Consider the following 15,417-nt stretch of genomic DNA (forward strand, 5'->3'; position numbering starts at 1 on the left):
CAAGAAGTAACGGCGGGCCTACGGTGTGAAAGTCACATTCAAAGGGATCACCCAGCCATACGAGACCTTGGAAGAGTTCGTCCCAGTCCTTGGTCACTTCGACCTGGAGCGGCAGTTTGAATTATGGATCTCGGCCCCGAGCGGCCAATCCATCTCTATGCTGAGGAATGGCGAAAACGCTTGGCTGATGTATCTGCGCTTCGATGGAGACAGCGGTTCGGCGACACAAGGTGCCCAACGCGAGGGTGGGACCTGCGTTTACACGCTGGCGAACGGTCAGGTTGATGAATATCCCCTGTCGTGGTGCATCCCGATCGAGCAATGCTACGAGGCGATAGTATACTTCTTCCTCAACGACGGTGGCCAATACAAGTCGGTGGCATGGCAGGACATGTGACCAACGCGGCCCAGCGAGCCGCTGGATGAAAAGGGTACCGACCGTGAAGACGGCCATCATATTCGACTGCGAGTTTCTCTGCCTCGAGGGTTCGCAAGGCAGATTCTGGTGCGCGGCCCACGATCCCGACCCGGTCATCGCGCAGATCGGCGCGGTCAGGCTTGGGCTCGAAGACGACTTTCCCCTGCTCGGGACACACAAGGCCTATATCAGGCCGATCGACCGGTTTGGCCAGAGATACGCACTCGACCCGTTCTTTACCAAACTGACCGGCATCACCGAGGAAAACATCGAGACCGAGGGGGTCGAACTGGGAGCAGCCCTTGCCGAGGTCGATCGGTTTTCCGGCGGCGCGCGGCTCTGGTCCTGGGGCAAGGACGAGCTGAACATGATCGCCATCAGCTGCTATGTCGCGGGCATTCAGCCTTCCATCCCGGCCACCCGGTTCGACAATGCCGTCAAGCTGCTGATCGCGGCCTGGATGCCGATCGAGGATCTGGCGAAGACGCCGAGCCACAAGCTTGCGGACTATTATGGCGTCGACCACCCGCCATTGCAGGGCCACGACGCGCTCGACGATGCGCTCTCCGTAACCTACACCTTGCAGCACCTGTTGAAGACTGGAAAGCTGCGGCCGGATGTCTTCGATCGCCTTTAGCCTGGAAGCGTCGGTGCATCCGGCGCGCCTGGCGTTCAGATGACCGAATCGGTCCAGCGAACAATCTGCTTGGCGGCGTCCCCAAACGCGCTGTCGAGCGCTCTGACATAGGCAGGATTGCCGCTGCCCGAAACGGGCGCGGACGCAGTGAAGCTCTTGGAAGCACGCACCTCGCCGTTGCGATCGTTGAGCAGGCGCACGAACAGGTCGACTTCGGCATGTTGACCGCCGTCGACACTCACCTCGAAGGAACGGATCTCGACGATCACCTGGTAGTCGATCGCCAGGCCCTCGCCCGGCTTGCCGACGCCGGCAAAGCTGCCCGAGCGCTGGAACGTCTCGGCCAGCCGCGCCTGCACAATCAGCGGCAGGCGGTCGGCCCACTGCGCCCCCTTCAGATACTGGATCGAGCGGTCGGAGGGCTTGATGACGATGTTCTGGCTGTCCAGCGCCTTGAGCGCCGAGGGCTGGGCGATCAGGATTTGCTTTCGGCTGTGGCCATGCGCGTCGACCGAAGGCGCCGACAGCTCAAACGTGTCGAGCGGCGCAGGCTTGCCGCCCAGTACCGCACAGCCGGCAAGCGAAAGCGCAAGCAGCGCCGCAGCCGGTGTCAATCCAACCGTTCTCACCCACACCGACTTCACGCGCGATCCCCGTTGTCCCCGGATCGTAAGATCAACCCGCATCCGCAGGTCATGTTCTTGGGGCGCGCCGACGCCGAAGTCAACGCCGCGCCCTGCCATCGAATTGCCGAACCTCGCCGTCGCCACCCGAAAGAATGCGCTGCGGGTTGCGGCTGAGATCGGTGACCGCCTCCTCGATCCGGCTGATCGAGCGGCGGCTGTCCTGCACCAGCGCCTCGACATTCGACAGGCCCTGGCCCGAGAAGCGCGCCAGATTGTCGGTGATGACGCCAAGCCGCGCATTGAGCGTATCGGCAACCTGCTTGAACGACTTCAGCGTATCCCTGGCATCGGCCATCACGCCATCGGCCTGCCCCGATCCAAGCAAGGTATCGACCTTGGCGAGGATACCGTCGACGCGCACCGAGGCATCGTTGAGCCGCTGCGCCAGTTGCTTGGCGTCCTTGATCGTCTGGTCGATGTCGTCGGCGCGGTTGGCGAATTTTTCGGTCACCAAGGCGATGTCGGCGGCGGCCTTGTTGGCGTTTTCGCTGGCCTTCTGGATATTGGCCAGAGCGGCACGCACCTGCGCCGGGTCGACCCCGTCGAGCACGCCATCGACCTTGGCCAGAGTCCCTTGCGTCTGCTTGGCGAAATCATTGACAGACCCGACCGCAGTGTCGACATTCTTGATCACGCCGTCGAGCTGCTGCGATGTCTCCTTGAGATTCGCGGTCACCGTGTCAACATTGGCCACGATGCTCTTGATCTTGTCCTTGTCGACGGCATTGAGAATCCCTTCAGCCGCCTTCAGCGTGCCGTCGAGCTTCCCGGAAACACCCTTCAGTTCATCGGACAGAGCACTGACGCTGGACAGAAACTTGTCGATGCCGTCGGAATTCTTGGCCAGCGCATCGGAGAATGTCTGCGCGTTCTGCACGGTCTGCGTCAGCGGTCCGCGAACGTCCTTGGTGAAGCCTTCGAGTTCCGAAAGCACCTTGTCGGCGCGGGTGAAGATGTTCTGCGCTGTCTGCAGGAGATTGGTCACGGCCGAGGGGTTGGCGACGATCTCTGCCACCTTGCCTTCCTTCTCGGCCTGGTCGAGGAGTTTCACTTCCTTGGGGTCGGCGCCCTTGAGTTCGATGTTGGCCTGGCCGGTGAGGCCGGCAAGGCCGATATCGGCCTGCGTCGACTTGGTGATCGGCGTCAGCCGGTCGATCTCGGTGTCGGCGATGGCGACGGTCGGATTGTCGACGTCGATATAGACGCGCTTGACGTCACCGACTTTGACGCCGTTGAACAGCACGAAGCTGCCGCGGCCAAGGCCGGAAGCCGAACCAGGGATACGCACGCGCAGCAGCGTCGTCTCGCCCCTGTCGCCGATCGCCGCCGTCCAATAGACGAAGCCGAAGGCCGCCAGGATCGCAACCAGCGTGAAGATGCCGACAATAACGTAGTTGGCTCTGGTTTCCATTGCTTCACTTATCGCTATGCACGCGCGGCAAGATCAAGTTGCCGGGCGCGTTTTCCGCGGAAATAGGATTTTACCCACGGTTCTTCGCTCTTCAGCATGTCGTCGATGGTGCCTTCGACCAATACTTTCTTCTTGCCCAGCACCGCCACGTGGTCGCAAGCGGTAAACAGCGTGTCGAGGTCGTGTGTGACCATATAGACGGTCAGATCCATGGTGTCGCGCAGCTTGACGACCAGTTCGTCGAACTCAGCCGCGCTGATGGGATCGAGGCCGGACGTCGGTTCGTCGAGAAAGACGATGTCCGGGTCGAGCGCCAGGGCCCGCGCAAGTGCGGCGCGCTTGATCATGCCGCCGGAGAGTTCGGAAGGGAATTTCTGCGCCGCGTCGGGCGGCAGACCGACCAGCTCGATCTTGAGCAGCGCCAGCTCGTCCATCAGCTTCCTTGGCAGGTCGAGATATTCGCGCATCGGCACCTGCACGTTCTCCTGCACGGTCAGCGCCGAAAACAGCGCGCCATGCTGGAACAGCACGCCAAGGCGCATGTCGATGCGCAGGCGCTCTATATCGCTTGCCTTGTCGACGTCGACGCCAAACAGCTTGATCGTTCCCGACTGCTTGGGCATCAGCCCGAGAATGGTTCGCAAGAGGACGGACTTGCCGGCGCCCGAAGCGCCGACGAACCCCAGGATCTCGCCACGACTGATGTCGAGCGAAAGCTTGTCGAGGATCAGCTTGTCCTCGATGGCAACGGTGACGTCGCGCACCGAAAGGACGATCTCGTTCTCGTCCTTTTCCTCCATCTTGATGCCATTGCTCTTCGCCATCTTTTCAGAACTCGATCGCTGCGTAGAACATGGCGAAAAGCCCATCGAGGATGATGACGACGAAGATCGACTTCACCACCGAGGCGGTCACGTGCTGACCGAGCGATTCGGCGCTGCCGCCGACCTTCATGCCTTCGACGGAAGCGATCGTGCCGATGATCATGGCCATGAACGGCGCCTTGATCAGGCCTGCGAAAATCGTGCTGAGATCGATGGCGACACGCAAGCGGTCGATGAACGCAGCAGGTGGGATATCGGAGTAGAGCCAGGCCGCGACGATGCCGCCGCCGAGTGCGGCGAAATTGGCGATGATCGTCAGGCACGGCAAGGCGATCACCAGCGCGACCAGGCGCGGAAAAACCAGGACGCCGATCGGATTGAGACCGATGACCTTCAGCGCGTCGACCTCCTCGCGCATCTTCATCGAGCCGATCTCGGCGGTGATCGCGCTGCCGGAGCGGCCGGCGATCATGATTGCCGTCATCAGCACGCCGAGTTCGCGCAGGATCAGCACGCCGACGAGGTCGACGACGAAGATATCGGCGCCGAAATAGCTGAGCTGATATGCGCCTTGCTGGGCGACGATGGCGCCGACGATCGCCGACATCAGCACCACCACCGGAATGGCGCCGACGCCCATGCGGTCGATCTGGTTGAAGATTGCGGCCGGGTTGACGGCATGACCACGGCCGAGCTTCATCTGCGCGCCGCGGATGGTGGCGCCCAGAATATTCATCGAGGCGAGGAAATCGTCGCGCATCTCGTAGACGCGCCGGCCAACCGCCTCCAGCGCCCGGATAATGATGTTTGGCGGCCGCGCCGGGCCGGATTCGGGCTCGCGCCGGACAGCCTCGCCGACGGCGTCGAGCAGGATGGACGCGATCTCGCTTTGGCCTTGCAGCCGGACCTCGACGTTCTTCTTCTCGAAGGCGCTGACCAGCCGGTCGATCAGCCAGGCGCCGGCGGTATCGATCTTTTCGATTTTCGAAAGATCCAGCGCCAAGATCTTGAAACCGCTTCGTTTCTCGATTTTGCGCATGTCGGCGTCGATCAGCGCCACCGTCCGTGTCGTCCAGATTCCGGAAAACGCGCAGCCGAGCACGCCGCCTTCCTCGCCGACCGCCACGCGTGGTTGGTGGTCAGCCTCCGAGGCGGTCGTGCCGCTTGCGTCGCGCTTGCCGATGGTCAACATGGCGTCCTGTTTAGCCTGATGGGTCCGACCTTGTCGATTTGCCGACACCCCTTCTCGCATAGCCGGAGCAGAAAAATATGGCGCGTGTCATTTCGGTTGAGGCCGAACGTTTTCCGATCGCCGGCACCTTCACCATTTCGCGCGGCTCCAAGACCGAGGCCGAGGTCATCACCTGCACGATCAGCCAGGATGCTCATCGCGGTCGCGGTGAATGCGTTCCCTACAAGCGCTATGGCGAGACCATGGACGGCGTGCATGGCGCGATCGAGGCCATGCGTGAGCGGATCGCCGGCGGTATCGACCGCACCGCTTTGCTCGACGCAATGCCGGCGGGAGCCGCGCGCAACGCCGTCGACTGCGCGCTGTGGGATCTTGAAGCCAAGATCAGCGGCAAGCCGGTGGCAAACGCGATCTGGCCGGCTCCGCTGCGTCCGCTGGAAACCGCCTACACGCTGTCGCTTGGCGAACCCGAGTCGATGGCGGCGCATGCCCGCGCCAACGCCGGCCGCCCGCTGCTGAAGGTCAAGATCGGCGGCGACAACGACATCGCCCGCATCCAGGCGGTGAGACAGGCCGCGCCTCAGAGCCGAATCATCCTTGATGCCAATGAGGGCTGGACCGACGACAACATCGTCGCAAACCTCGCTTTTGCCGCGGAGCAAGGCATTGCCCTCGTCGAACAGCCCCTGCCCGCCGGCCGGGACGAAATCCTGCGCCACATCGCGCATCCGCTGCCGATCTGCGCCGACGAAAGCGTGCATGAGGCGAAGAACCTGGAAACGCTGGTCGGTCTCTACGATGCCGTCAACATCAAGCTCGACAAGTCCGGCGGGCTGACGGCGGCGCTCATGCTGCGCGATCGCGCCTGGGAACTCGGTTTCGGCATCATGGTCGGCTGCATGGTCGGCACATCGCTGGCGATGGCGCCGGCGGTGCTACTCGCCCAGGACGCCGATTTCGTCGACCTTGACGGTCCGCTGCTACTTGCCCGCGACCGTGTGCCGGGTCTCGTCTACCAGGGTTCGCTCGTCTCCCCTCCGGACCGGGCGCTTTGGGGCTGAGCGTGCGGCGAGCCCGATCAGCACGAGGCCGACGATCGCGATCGGGATCATCACCAGGAAACCATCGACGCCGAGACGGTCATAGAGCGGGCCGGAAGCCAGCGTAACGGCGGCCATGAAGAAGCCGTTGAAGAAATAGGCGATGCCTTGCGCGGCGCCCGTGCGCTCTTCGGAGACGGTCTCGGCGATCATTCTTTGCAGGCCGATGAGCACCATTGCGACAGACACCGAATGCAGCGACTGCACGGCGAAGAAACCGGCGACACCCAGGCCGAGCGGCCATACCAGTGGGAAGATGATCCAGCGCACGATAGAGCCGATGCCGGCGATCACCATCACCTTGACGACCGACACGGAGGCAAAAATACGATTGAAAAACAAAAACATGCAGACTTCGGACACGACGCCCCAGGCCCACAGCAGGCCGACGACGGAATCGCTGATGCCGATCGATTTCCAGTAGATGGAAACGAAACCGTAGAGGAAGGCATGGCTGGCGGTGATGATGCCGACGCCAAAGGTGAAGTAGAGGAAATAGGCATTGAACAGGCTCGGCGCCGCATGCTGGATTTCCGCCGCCGACAGCGGCGAGGCCTTGCGCGGCCGCCCCATGCGCGGCGCCAGCAGGCCTGCGACGAGCGCCGCGCCAAGGGCAAGGAATATGATCGCCGGAACGGCCTGGGGACCGGTGGCCGCCAGGATGAAGCCGCCCGCGACATTGGCGCAGAGATAGCAGATCGAACCCCATTTTCGCATGCTTGCGTAGTTTGAGCCGAAACGGCGCACGCCCGAAAGCGCCAGCGAATCGGCGATCGGCGAATGCGGCGTCCAGACAATGGTCAGCGCCAGCGATACCGCCAGCACCATCGCGTAGGTCGGCGTGAGAAAATAACCCGCCGAGAGCAAAAGGGAGGCTGCCACCAGTGCGACATAGACATTGGCGCGGTCCCTCGCCCGATCGGCGAGCGTCGCCAGCAGCGGCGTCGTCACCACGCGCAGGAACATCGGCGCCGCCAGGATGACGGCGATCTGCTCGGCGTGAAACCCCTTGGCCTGCAGCCAGAGCGGGAAATAGGGCAGATGCGTGCCGAGCGATATGAACAGCGTGCCGAAGATCAGGCTCATGCGCAGTTCGAAATGGCGCGGCTTGACGAGTTGTTCTGGCGAAAGCGGCGGCAGGGACATGAATCGATCCAATTACGCCGCGTACGATCGGCCGGCGACATAGATCGATCCCTTAACATGGCGGAAAACCAGACGAAACCGGCTGGACTAACCGATTAACGCTTAAAGTCGTCGCGCGTCAGGCCGCCTGCCCGACCCGATCTTCGATAAGCATCGGAATGAAGAGCTCGTCAGGCGCTTCGGGCAGGACTTGCGCCCAGGTCAGGATTTCCATCCGGCCATCGAAGTGCTCGACCACGGCAGTACAGCTTTCCACCCAGTCGCCGGTGTTGATGTAGCGCACATCCTCGAAATTCTCGATCGCCGCATGATGGATATGGCCGCAAATGACGCCGTCGACATGCGAGCGGCGGGCCTCCTCGGTCAGCACGGTCTGGAACGAGCCGATGAAGTTGACCGCCTTCTTGACCTTGACCTTCGCCCAGGACGAGAACGACCAGTAAGGCAGGCCGAGCAATTGGCGCAGCCGCGTCACCACGCGGTTGACGATCATCGCTGCGTCATAGGCATGATCGCCGAGATAGGCGAGCCAACGCTGGTTGTGGACGACGGTGTCGAACTGATCGCCATGGATGACGAGCAGGCGCTTGCCGTCGGCCGTTTCATGGATGGCGCGGTCGGCGACGACGATGCCGCCGAAATGCACGCCCTGGAACTGGCGGGCAAACTCGTCGTGGTTACCGGCGATATAGGTGATCAAGGCGCCCTTGCGCGCCTTGCGCAGCAATTTCTGCACGACGTCATTGTGGCTTTGCGGCCAGTGCCAGCTCCGCCGCAGCCGCCAGCCATCGACGATGTCACCGACCAGATAGATGATGTCGGCGTCGTGATAGCGCAGGAAATCGATCAGGAAGTCGGCCTTCGCCGCCTTCGAGCCAAGATGGACGTCGGAAATGAACATGCTGCGGAAAGTGCGGGGCTGTTGGCCTGACATCGCGATTTCACCCTTGCTTTCGAGCAGCCTATGCCCCGATTCATGCAACAACCGTATGACGGTTGCGATTGGTCCAGCCTAAGGACTAGCTTGCCGGGTAAATCACAGGAGAAATCGTCATGGATCTCGGTATCCGCGGGAAGAAGGCCATCGTCTGCGCTTCGAGCAAGGGACTTGGAAAAGGCTGCGCTATGGCGCTGGCCGAGGCCGGTTGCGACATCGTCGTCAACGGCCGCAACGCGGAACTGGTGGCGAAAACCGCTGCCGAACTGCGCCAGCGCTATGGCGTGACGGTGACGGAAGTCGTCGGCGACGTTTCGAAGCCGGAAGTGCAGAAGGCGCTGCTCGCCGCCTGCCCTGAACCCGATATCTTGGTCAACAACAATGGCGGCCCGCCGCTGCGCGATTTCCGCGAGCTCGATCGCACAAAAATTCTCGAAGGCGTCACCCAGAACATGGTGACGCCGATCGAGCTGGTGCAGGCCGTTCTCGACGGCATGGCAAAGCGCGGCTTCGGCCGCATCGTCAACATCACCTCGCTCTCGGTCTATGTCCCCATCCCTGGCCTCGACCTGTCGTCGGGCGCGCGCGCCGGCCTGACCTCGTTCCTCGCCGGCGTGGCGCGAACAGTGGTCGACCGCAACGTCACCATCAACAGTCTTCTGCCAGGCAAGCTCGACACCGACCGGTTGCGTGGCCCGCATGAGGCCGGCACTGTCGAGGAACCCGCTGCGGCTGCGGCGCGAAAGACCCGCATCAGTGCCGATGTGCCGGCCAAACGGCTCGGCACGCCCGAGGAATTCGGCCAGATCTGCGCCTTCCTCTGCTCGGTCCATGCCGGCTATCTGACCGGGCAGAACATACCGGTCGACGGCGGTCTCTATGTCAGCGCCTTCTGATCGAAAGGTCGGTGAAACGGCAGGACTCATCTGGCATTAAACAGCCGTAAGCATCTGACATCTAGCGATTTTCGACGCGCCTCCGTTTAAAGCTACCGGCGCGTCAATTAGCGTCGCGAAAAACCTTTACCGCATGCTAAAAGGTCTCTCGAAGCAGGTTTCGAGGGAGTGGCCGCATGGAAGGCGAGAACAAGAAAACGGCACGTTCGGACCTCGACGAAGCCGCCCTTTACTTCCACAAGTACCCGACGCCGGGAAAGCTCGAGATCCAGGCGACCAAGCCGCTCGGCAACCAGCGCGACCTGGCGCTCGCCTATTCGCCTGGCGTGGCGGCCCCCTGTCTTGAGATCCGCGACAATCCGGCGACTGCCGCCGACTATACGGCGCGCGCCAACCTCGTCGGCGTTGTCTCCAATGGCTCGGCCGTGCTCGGCCTTGGCAATATCGGCCCGCTGGCCTCCAAACCGGTCATGGAAGGCAAGGCGGTCCTGTTCAAGAAGTTCGCCGGGATCGATGTTTTCGACATCGAGATCGACGCCCCCGAGATCGAGCGCATGGTGGAGACCGTCGCCGCTCTCGAACCCACTTTCGGCGGCATCAACCTTGAGGACATCAAGGCGCCGGAGTGTTTTGAGGTCGAGGAGCGGCTGAAGGCCCGCATGAGCATACCGGTCTTCCACGACGACCAGCACGGCACCGCCATCATCGTCGCCGCCGCCGTGCTCAACGGACTGGAATTCGCCGGCAAGACCATTTCGGACATCAAGGTCGTCACCTCCGGCGCCGGCGCGGCCGCCCTTGCCTGCCTCAACCTCCTGGTCTCGCTCGGCGTGCGTATCGAAAACATCTGGGTCACCGACCGTTTCGGCGTCGCCTACAAAGGCCGCACCGAAGAGATGGATCGCTGGAAAGACCCTTATGTGAAGGACACCGAGGCGCGCACGCTGGCCGATGTCATCCCGGGCGCCGACGTTTTCCTCGGCCTCTCGGCGGCGGGCGTGCTGAAGCCGGAACTGCTGCAGCACATGGCGCCAAAGCCGCTGATCCTGGCGCTGGCCAACCCCAATCCCGAGATCATGCCGGAAGTGGCGCGCGCGGCGCGCCCTGATGCCATGATCTGCACGGGCCGGTCGGATTTCCCTAATCAGGTCAACAACGTCCTGTGCTTCCCCTACATCTTCCGGGGCGCGCTTGATTGCGGCGCCAGCGCCATCAACGAAGAGATGAAGATGGCCGCCGTGCGGGCCATCGCAGCCCTTGCCCGCGAAGAGCCTTCGGACGTCGCCGCACGCGCCTATTCGGGCGAGACGCCAATCTTCGGACCCGAATTCCTGATCCCCTCGCCCTTCGATCCCAGGCTCATCCTGCGCATCGCGCCGGCCGTCGCCAAGGCGGCCTGCGACACCGGTGTGGCGACACGGCCGATCACCGATTTCGCAGCCTATATCGATAAGCTCAACCGTTTCGTCTTCCGCTCGGGCCTGGTGATGAAGCCGGTGTTCTCGTCCGCCAAGGCGTCGAGCGCCAAGCGCGTCATCTATGCCGACGGCGAGGATGAGCGCGTGCTGCGCGCCGCCCAGGTGGTGCTCGAGGAAGGCATCGCCGAGCCGATCCTGATCGGCCGCCCGCACGTCATCGAGGTCAGGCTGAAGCGCTATGGCCTGCGCATCAAGCCGGGCGTCGATTTCGGCCTGATCAACCCGGAGGACGATCCGCGCTACCGCCACTATGTCGACCTTTTGATCGAACTCGCCGGCCGGCGCGGAGTGACGACGGAAGCGGCACGCACCATGGTGCGCACCGACAACACGGTGATCGCGGCGCTTGCCCTGAAGCGCGGCGACGCCGATGCCATGGTCTGCGGCCTCGAAGGGCGCTTCGAGCGGCATCTGCGCAATGTGACGCTTATCATTGGCCCTCGCGCGGGCATCAAGGACTATGACCTGTCGACGCTGTCCATGCTGATTTCGCAGCGTGGCATCATCTTCCTCACCGACACGCACGTCTCCGTCGACCCGACGGCCGAGGAGATCGCCGAGATGACCGTGCTGGCGGCCGAGGAAATCCAGCGCTTCGGCATCGAGCCCAAGGCGGCCCTTCTGTCGCATTCGGATTTCGGTTCGCGCGATTCGCCAAGCGCGCTGAAGATGCGCCAGGCGGCGGCGATCCTGGCACGCATCGCGCCGGAGCTGCAGTGCGACGGCGAAATGCATGCCGATTCCGCTTTGTCGGAGCATCTGCGCCAACGCGTCTACCCGCATTCGCGCCTGAAGGGCGAAACCAATCTGCTGGTGTTCCCGAACCTCGATTCGGCCAACATCACGCTGACGGCCCTGCGCGCCATGATGGATGCGCTGCATGTCGGGCCGATCCTGCTCGGCACGGACAAGCCGGCGCACATACTGACGCCCTCGGTCACGTCGCGCGGTGTGGTCAACATGACGGCGCTCGCCGTGGTCGAGGCCGCGCACAAGGCGCAGGCGATCGCCAATCTGGACTAGGCGAAGCCGGCCTCAGCGGCTCGGCCTGGTCTTTCGGGCAGCACCCTCATATGCCGCAGCACCTCGTTGCAAACCAGGTGTTGCGAACCGGCAACTTGCGATTGCGGAAATTCGGCGTTGGCCGGAAGCGGATTTCGCGGGGGAAGCCGACCTGCTATGGTTGCGCATCTGATTTGACGGCGAGGACGTCATGAAGAGCCTGTTGCTAGCATCCGCATTGCTGTCGCTGGTCGGCGGACAAGCTCTGGCCGCGGACGCCATCAGTGTCGAGCCCACAACCGCCCATGATTGGTCCGGCGTCTATGTCGGCGGGCAAATTGGCTACGGTTTCGGCAGGACCGACGCGACTTACAATTTGCCGAACACCCCGACAATCCGAGGTTCGCAGGACTACGATACCGATGGTTTCCTAGGCGGCGTGCAGATTGGCTACAACTACCAGATCAATTCCGCCGTTCTGGGCGTCGAGGCCGATTTTTCCGGAGCTGACATCAAGGGGCACTCCGACGAAATCAATGTCGGCAGAGGCGATGTTTACGACACCAAGGTGGATTGGTTTGGAACGCTTCGCGCCAGGGCGGGCTATGCGTTTGATCGTACCCTGATCTACGGCACCGGTGGCCTGGCGTTTGGAAGCGTCGAAAACCAGTATCTCGACGGCCCGTTCAACAGCTTTTCCGAAAAGAACACCAAGGTTGGCTGGACCCTCGGCGCCGGACTGGAGCAAGCGATCACGGACCATTGGTCGGCAAAGTTCGAATATCAATATGTCGACCTGCGGGACCAGCCCATCGACTATGCGCCGAACTCGAACACCACGTTCGACAACACGTTCAACGCGGTCAAGATTGGTATGAACTACAAGTTCTGACAGCCGGCGGTGCGATCTGCCGTGCCCCGCCGCTCCAGCCGATTGAAGCCGCCGCTGCCGCGACCAAAGGGCTTTCGGCCAACCGCCTGATCGCATCCGAAATAGACGATTAACCGGCAACGGGGTAGCTTGGCGGACACAGGCCAGCGGGATTGAGGCGGATGACGAGCGGAGGGTTGAAGCGGGCGCATGCTGCCATGCTGCTTGGCTTGCTGCTGTCCGGCGCCACCGTCACCGAGCCACAGGCCGCCTCGCGGGTCTGCCGTCAGTTGGAGGCCGACCTTGCCGCGGCTTCGCGTGGCGGCGGCGGTGGTCCGGCAATGATCCGCAAATACGATGCCGCGATCGACCGGCAGCGCGAACAGATCTCCAAGGCACGCAGCCAGGCGGACGATGCCGGTTGCGGGTTCTCGCTGTTTTCCCGCAACATCAATCGATGCGCCGGGCTCAACGCCACCATAGACCGCATGAACGCCAATCTCGACAGTCTGCAGGCCAAGCGTGCCCAGCTCGCCGGCGGCGGCTCGCGTCGCGACCGTGGCCGCATCCTGGCCGCGCTGGACGCCAATGGCTGCCGCGACGACACGGTTGCGCCACGCCGTGCTCCGCTGCAGGAAGCCGACCGTGGAGAAGACGCCAACGCCAACCTGTTCGACCAGCTTTTCGGCGGCGGTGGCCAGCAGAGCGACACGCTCGATCAGCCGGACGATCCCGGCGAGGAACGCAATGTCCGCCACGTCCTGAACCTGCCCGGCATTCCGGACTTTCCAGATACCGACGGCGAGTTCCACACCACCTGCGTGCGCACCTGCGACGGCTATTTTTTCCCGATGTCGAACGCTGCGTCGGTCGGCGATTTCGAGCGCGACCAGAAGAATTGCGAATCGAGCTGCCCCGGCACCGAAATGCAGGTCTTCTATTCGCGCGGCATGGACGACGATTCCGCCTCGATGACGTCATCCGTCACTGGCAGGCCTTACAGCGAATTGCCGACCGCCTATCTCTACAAGCAGTCCAACAAGTCGCAGCCGCCGGCTTGCGGCTGCAACGCCGCGCAGAATTTCCAGATCATTGGCGGCAACCCGCCGCCCCCGCAGCAGTCCCAGCCGGAAACGGACGCGGCACCGTTCGTTCCCATGCCGGCCTCCAAGCCCGATCCGGGCGCCGACCCGGAGACGCTGGCCAACAGGGAGGGCGGGCTCGACCGCGAAGCCATCAAGCGGCTTTCCGCCAAGCCGGTGACGTCGCCGGTGTCCGCTTTGCCGCCGGAGCAGCGCAAGGTCAGGGTCGTCGGGCCAACGTTCCTTCCCGACCCATCAGCGGCAATAAATCTGCAAGCTCCGGCCCCGAAGGCAGTCCAGTAAGGGCAAGCCTCAGCGGCATGAACAGCCCCTTGCCCTTGCGCCCGGTTGCTTCCCTGATCTTGCCGGTCCAATCCTTCCAGACCGTACCGTTCCAGGGCTCTTCAGGCAGGATATCGAAGGCCTGATTAAGAAAATCGCGGTCGTCGGCCGAAAATTCGGACCGCTCCTGCGGCCCCTCGCGCAGGATGCACCACCAGCCCGCAGCATCGGCAAGCCTATCGAGATTGCCGCGCACCGCCAGCCAGAACGGCTCCGCTTGTTCGCCGGAGATGCCAAGCACCATCAGCCTGTCCCGCGCCTCGTCGAACGGCATATGGTGCAGCAGCACACGGTTGAGCACGAACAATTCGTCAGGATCGAACTTGGCCGATGATTTCGAGGTCGCGGCCGGGTCGAAATGGCCGGCAAGTTCGGTTAAATCATGCGCGGCCGCGACATTCTCCGAGGTGCCGACCAACACCGCGAGCGACGCGACGGCCATCGGCTCGATGCCGTCCTCGCGCAGGCTTTCGATGGAAAGCGCCCCGGTGCGCTTCGACAGCCCCTCGCCCGAGACGGTGGTCAAGAGATTGTGGTGGCCGAAGACAGGCGGCTCGGCGCCCAGCGCCTTGAACAGGGCGATCTGCACGCCGGTATTGGTGACATGGTCGTCACCCCTGATGACATGGCTGACGCCCATCTCGATGTCGTCGACGACGGAGGGCAGCGTGTAGAGATAGGTGCCGTCCTCGCGCACCAGCACCGGGTCGGACAGCGAGGCCAGATCGACCGTTTCCTCGCCGCGCACCAGATCGTTCCAATGCACCTCGGTGCGCTCCGGCTGTAGCGGATCGCCCGAGAAATTGGGCAGCAGGAAGCGCCAGTGCGGCCGGCGCCCGTCAGACTGGTATTCGGCCACCTGCTCTCGCGTCAGCGCCAAGGCCTCGCGGCCATAGACCGGCGGCAGGCCGCGCGTGCGGCGCACTTTTCGCCGGAGATCGAGTTCTTCCGGCGTTTCGTAGCACGCGTAGAGAACGCCCGCCGCCTTCAACCGCTCGACTGCCGCGTCATAGACCTCGAAGCGTCGCGACTGATATTCGGTGGCATCAGGGAAAATACCCAGCCAATGTAGGTCATAGAGGATGGCGTCGGCGAATTCCTGCTTCGATCGGGCGATATCGGTGTCGTCGAAGCGCTGAATGAAGCGGCCCTTGTTGTTCAGGGCGAACAACCAGTTGAACAGAGCGGTGCGCGCATTGCCGATATGGATGCGGCCGGTCGGTGACGGGGCGAAACGAACGGTAACTGTCATGAAAGGGGCGTACCGGATGCATTTGTGATTGACAAGACGCGCCCCCGCGCCGGTCGGCACACATAGAACATGACGCGGGCAATGAAAAGACTAAGGGCCATGCGGCACGCGTGGCCAGTGTCCGATGAGATCATCGAAGGCGA

The 15,417-nt window shown here is 62.9% G+C and carries 14 protein-coding genes; 7 read left to right on the forward strand and 7 right to left on the reverse strand.

All coding sequences use genetic code 11. From position 1 onward, the window contains the following. Nucleotides 1–25 precede the first annotated feature (25 nt). Together AC04SF_RS19635 and AC04SF_RS19640 are read left to right on the forward strand one after the other, a co-directional pair. The gene (locus AC04SF_RS19635; RefSeq protein ID WP_488479155.1) at nucleotides 26–397 is read left to right on the forward strand and encodes an Imm1 family immunity protein; all 372 of its coding nucleotides are present in this window, start codon (nucleotides 26–28) and stop codon (nucleotides 395–397) included. Nucleotides 398–440: 43 nt separating this feature from the next. Then, on the forward strand, nucleotides 441–1,055 hold the full coding sequence (locus AC04SF_RS19640) for an exonuclease domain-containing protein (RefSeq protein WP_488479156.1): 615 nt from the start codon (nucleotides 441–443) through the stop codon (nucleotides 1,053–1,055). Between the two features lie 35 nt (nucleotides 1,056–1,090). Here AC04SF_RS19640 and AC04SF_RS19645 read toward each other — a convergent pair whose 3' ends face one another. From AC04SF_RS19645 to AC04SF_RS19660, 4 genes are read right to left on the reverse strand one after another with little or no spacing between them, the layout of a single operon-like run. Next, entirely contained in the window at nucleotides 1,091–1,741 is a 651-nt protein-coding gene (locus AC04SF_RS19645; RefSeq protein ID WP_488479189.1) for an ABC-type transport auxiliary lipoprotein family protein, read from the reverse strand. A 37-nt stretch (nucleotides 1,742–1,778) separates the two neighbouring features. Next, complete coding sequence (locus AC04SF_RS19650; protein WP_488479157.1) at nucleotides 1,779–3,152, reverse strand: MlaD family protein; 1,374 nt, start codon at nucleotides 3,150–3,152, stop codon at nucleotides 1,779–1,781. 14 nt (nucleotides 3,153–3,166) lie between these two features. Then, on the reverse strand, nucleotides 3,167–3,976 hold the full coding sequence (locus AC04SF_RS19655; RefSeq protein WP_096446454.1) for an ABC transporter ATP-binding protein: 810 nt from the start codon (nucleotides 3,974–3,976) through the stop codon (nucleotides 3,167–3,169). 4 nt (nucleotides 3,977–3,980) lie between these two features. Further along, nucleotides 3,981–5,168 carry an ABC transporter permease gene (locus AC04SF_RS19660; RefSeq protein WP_096446456.1) on the reverse strand — a complete coding sequence of 396 codons (1,188 nt, stop codon included), beginning with the start codon at nucleotides 5,166–5,168 and terminating at the stop codon, nucleotides 3,981–3,983. Nucleotides 5,169–5,245: 77 nt separating this feature from the next. Between AC04SF_RS19660 and dgcA the strand changes: the two genes are divergently transcribed. Further along, nucleotides 5,246–6,229: an N-acetyl-D-Glu racemase DgcA gene (gene dgcA, locus AC04SF_RS19665; protein ID WP_488479158.1), complete on the forward strand. Its 984-nt coding sequence runs from the start codon at nucleotides 5,246–5,248 to the stop codon at nucleotides 6,227–6,229. Here the strand turns inward: dgcA and AC04SF_RS19670 are convergent. Together AC04SF_RS19670 and AC04SF_RS19675 are read right to left on the reverse strand one after the other, a co-directional pair. Further along, nucleotides 6,149–7,414 (reverse strand): MFS transporter, encoded by a 1,266-nt coding sequence (locus AC04SF_RS19670; RefSeq protein WP_488479159.1) that lies wholly within the window; start codon nucleotides 7,412–7,414, stop codon nucleotides 6,149–6,151. The genes dgcA and AC04SF_RS19670 overlap by 81 nt on opposite strands. Before the next feature lie 118 nt (nucleotides 7,415–7,532). After that, the gene (locus tag AC04SF_RS19675; protein WP_488479160.1) at nucleotides 7,533–8,348 is read right to left on the reverse strand and encodes a UDP-2,3-diacylglucosamine diphosphatase; all 816 of its coding nucleotides are present in this window, start codon (nucleotides 8,346–8,348) and stop codon (nucleotides 7,533–7,535) included. A 119-nt stretch (nucleotides 8,349–8,467) separates the two neighbouring features. Between AC04SF_RS19675 and AC04SF_RS19680 the strand changes: the two genes are divergently transcribed. The 4 genes from AC04SF_RS19680 to AC04SF_RS19695 all read left to right on the forward strand — a co-directional run bounded on the left by AC04SF_RS19680 (nucleotide 8,468) and on the right by AC04SF_RS19695 (nucleotide 13,983). After that, a complete protein-coding gene (locus tag AC04SF_RS19680; protein WP_488479161.1) occupies nucleotides 8,468–9,247 on the forward strand; it encodes an SDR family oxidoreductase in 780 nt (259 codons plus the stop codon). 176 nt (nucleotides 9,248–9,423) lie between these two features. Then, complete coding sequence (locus AC04SF_RS19685) at nucleotides 9,424–11,748, forward strand: NADP-dependent malic enzyme (RefSeq protein ID WP_488479162.1); 2,325 nt, start codon at nucleotides 9,424–9,426, stop codon at nucleotides 11,746–11,748. Between the two features lie 190 nt (nucleotides 11,749–11,938). Beyond that, entirely contained in the window at nucleotides 11,939–12,619 is a 681-nt protein-coding gene (locus AC04SF_RS19690; RefSeq protein ID WP_488479163.1) for an outer membrane protein, read from the forward strand. A gap of 161 nt (nucleotides 12,620–12,780) precedes the next feature. Further along, complete coding sequence (locus tag AC04SF_RS19695; RefSeq protein ID WP_488479164.1) at nucleotides 12,781–13,983, forward strand: DUF2865 domain-containing protein; 1,203 nt, start codon at nucleotides 12,781–12,783, stop codon at nucleotides 13,981–13,983. Here the strand turns inward: AC04SF_RS19695 and gltX are convergent. Then, complete coding sequence (gene gltX / locus AC04SF_RS19700) at nucleotides 13,901–15,274, reverse strand: glutamate--tRNA ligase (RefSeq protein WP_488479165.1); 1,374 nt, start codon at nucleotides 15,272–15,274, stop codon at nucleotides 13,901–13,903. The genes AC04SF_RS19695 and gltX overlap by 83 nt on opposite strands. Between the last annotated feature and the right edge of the window lie 143 nt (nucleotides 15,275–15,417).

It is taken from the genome of Mesorhizobium sp. CNPSo 4671, from assembly GCF_057784245.1.

Bases quoted from the DNA above. Each gene is read 5' to 3' on its own strand.
- AC04SF_RS19660 (WP_096446456.1), bottom strand. From the start codon at position 5,168: ATGTTGACCATCGGCAAGCGCGACGCAAGCGGCACGACCGCCTCGGAG.
- AC04SF_RS19690 (WP_488479163.1), top strand. From the start codon at position 11,939: ATGAAGAGCCTGTTGCTAGCATCCGCATTGCTGTCGCTGGTCGGCGGA.
- AC04SF_RS19655 (WP_096446454.1), bottom strand. From the start codon at position 3,976: ATGGCGAAGAGCAATGGCATCAAGATGGAGGAAAAGGACGAGAACGAG.
- dgcA (WP_488479158.1), top strand. From the start codon at position 5,246: ATGGCGCGTGTCATTTCGGTTGAGGCCGAACGTTTTCCGATCGCCGGC.
- AC04SF_RS19695 (WP_488479164.1), top strand. From the start codon at position 12,781: ATGACGAGCGGAGGGTTGAAGCGGGCGCATGCTGCCATGCTGCTTGGC.
- AC04SF_RS19645 (WP_488479189.1), bottom strand. From the start codon at position 1,741: ATGCGGGTTGATCTTACGATCCGGGGACAACGGGGATCGCGCGTGAAG.
- AC04SF_RS19650 (WP_488479157.1), bottom strand. From the start codon at position 3,152: ATGGAAACCAGAGCCAACTACGTTATTGTCGGCATCTTCACGCTGGTT.
- AC04SF_RS19680 (WP_488479161.1), top strand. From the start codon at position 8,468: ATGGATCTCGGTATCCGCGGGAAGAAGGCCATCGTCTGCGCTTCGAGC.
- gltX (WP_488479165.1), bottom strand. From the start codon at position 15,274: ATGACAGTTACCGTTCGTTTCGCCCCGTCACCGACCGGCCGCATCCAT.
- AC04SF_RS19685 (WP_488479162.1), top strand. From the start codon at position 9,424: ATGGAAGGCGAGAACAAGAAAACGGCACGTTCGGACCTCGACGAAGCC.
- AC04SF_RS19670 (WP_488479159.1), bottom strand. From the start codon at position 7,414: ATGTCCCTGCCGCCGCTTTCGCCAGAACAACTCGTCAAGCCGCGCCAT.
- AC04SF_RS19675 (WP_488479160.1), bottom strand. From the start codon at position 8,348: ATGTCAGGCCAACAGCCCCGCACTTTCCGCAGCATGTTCATTTCCGAC.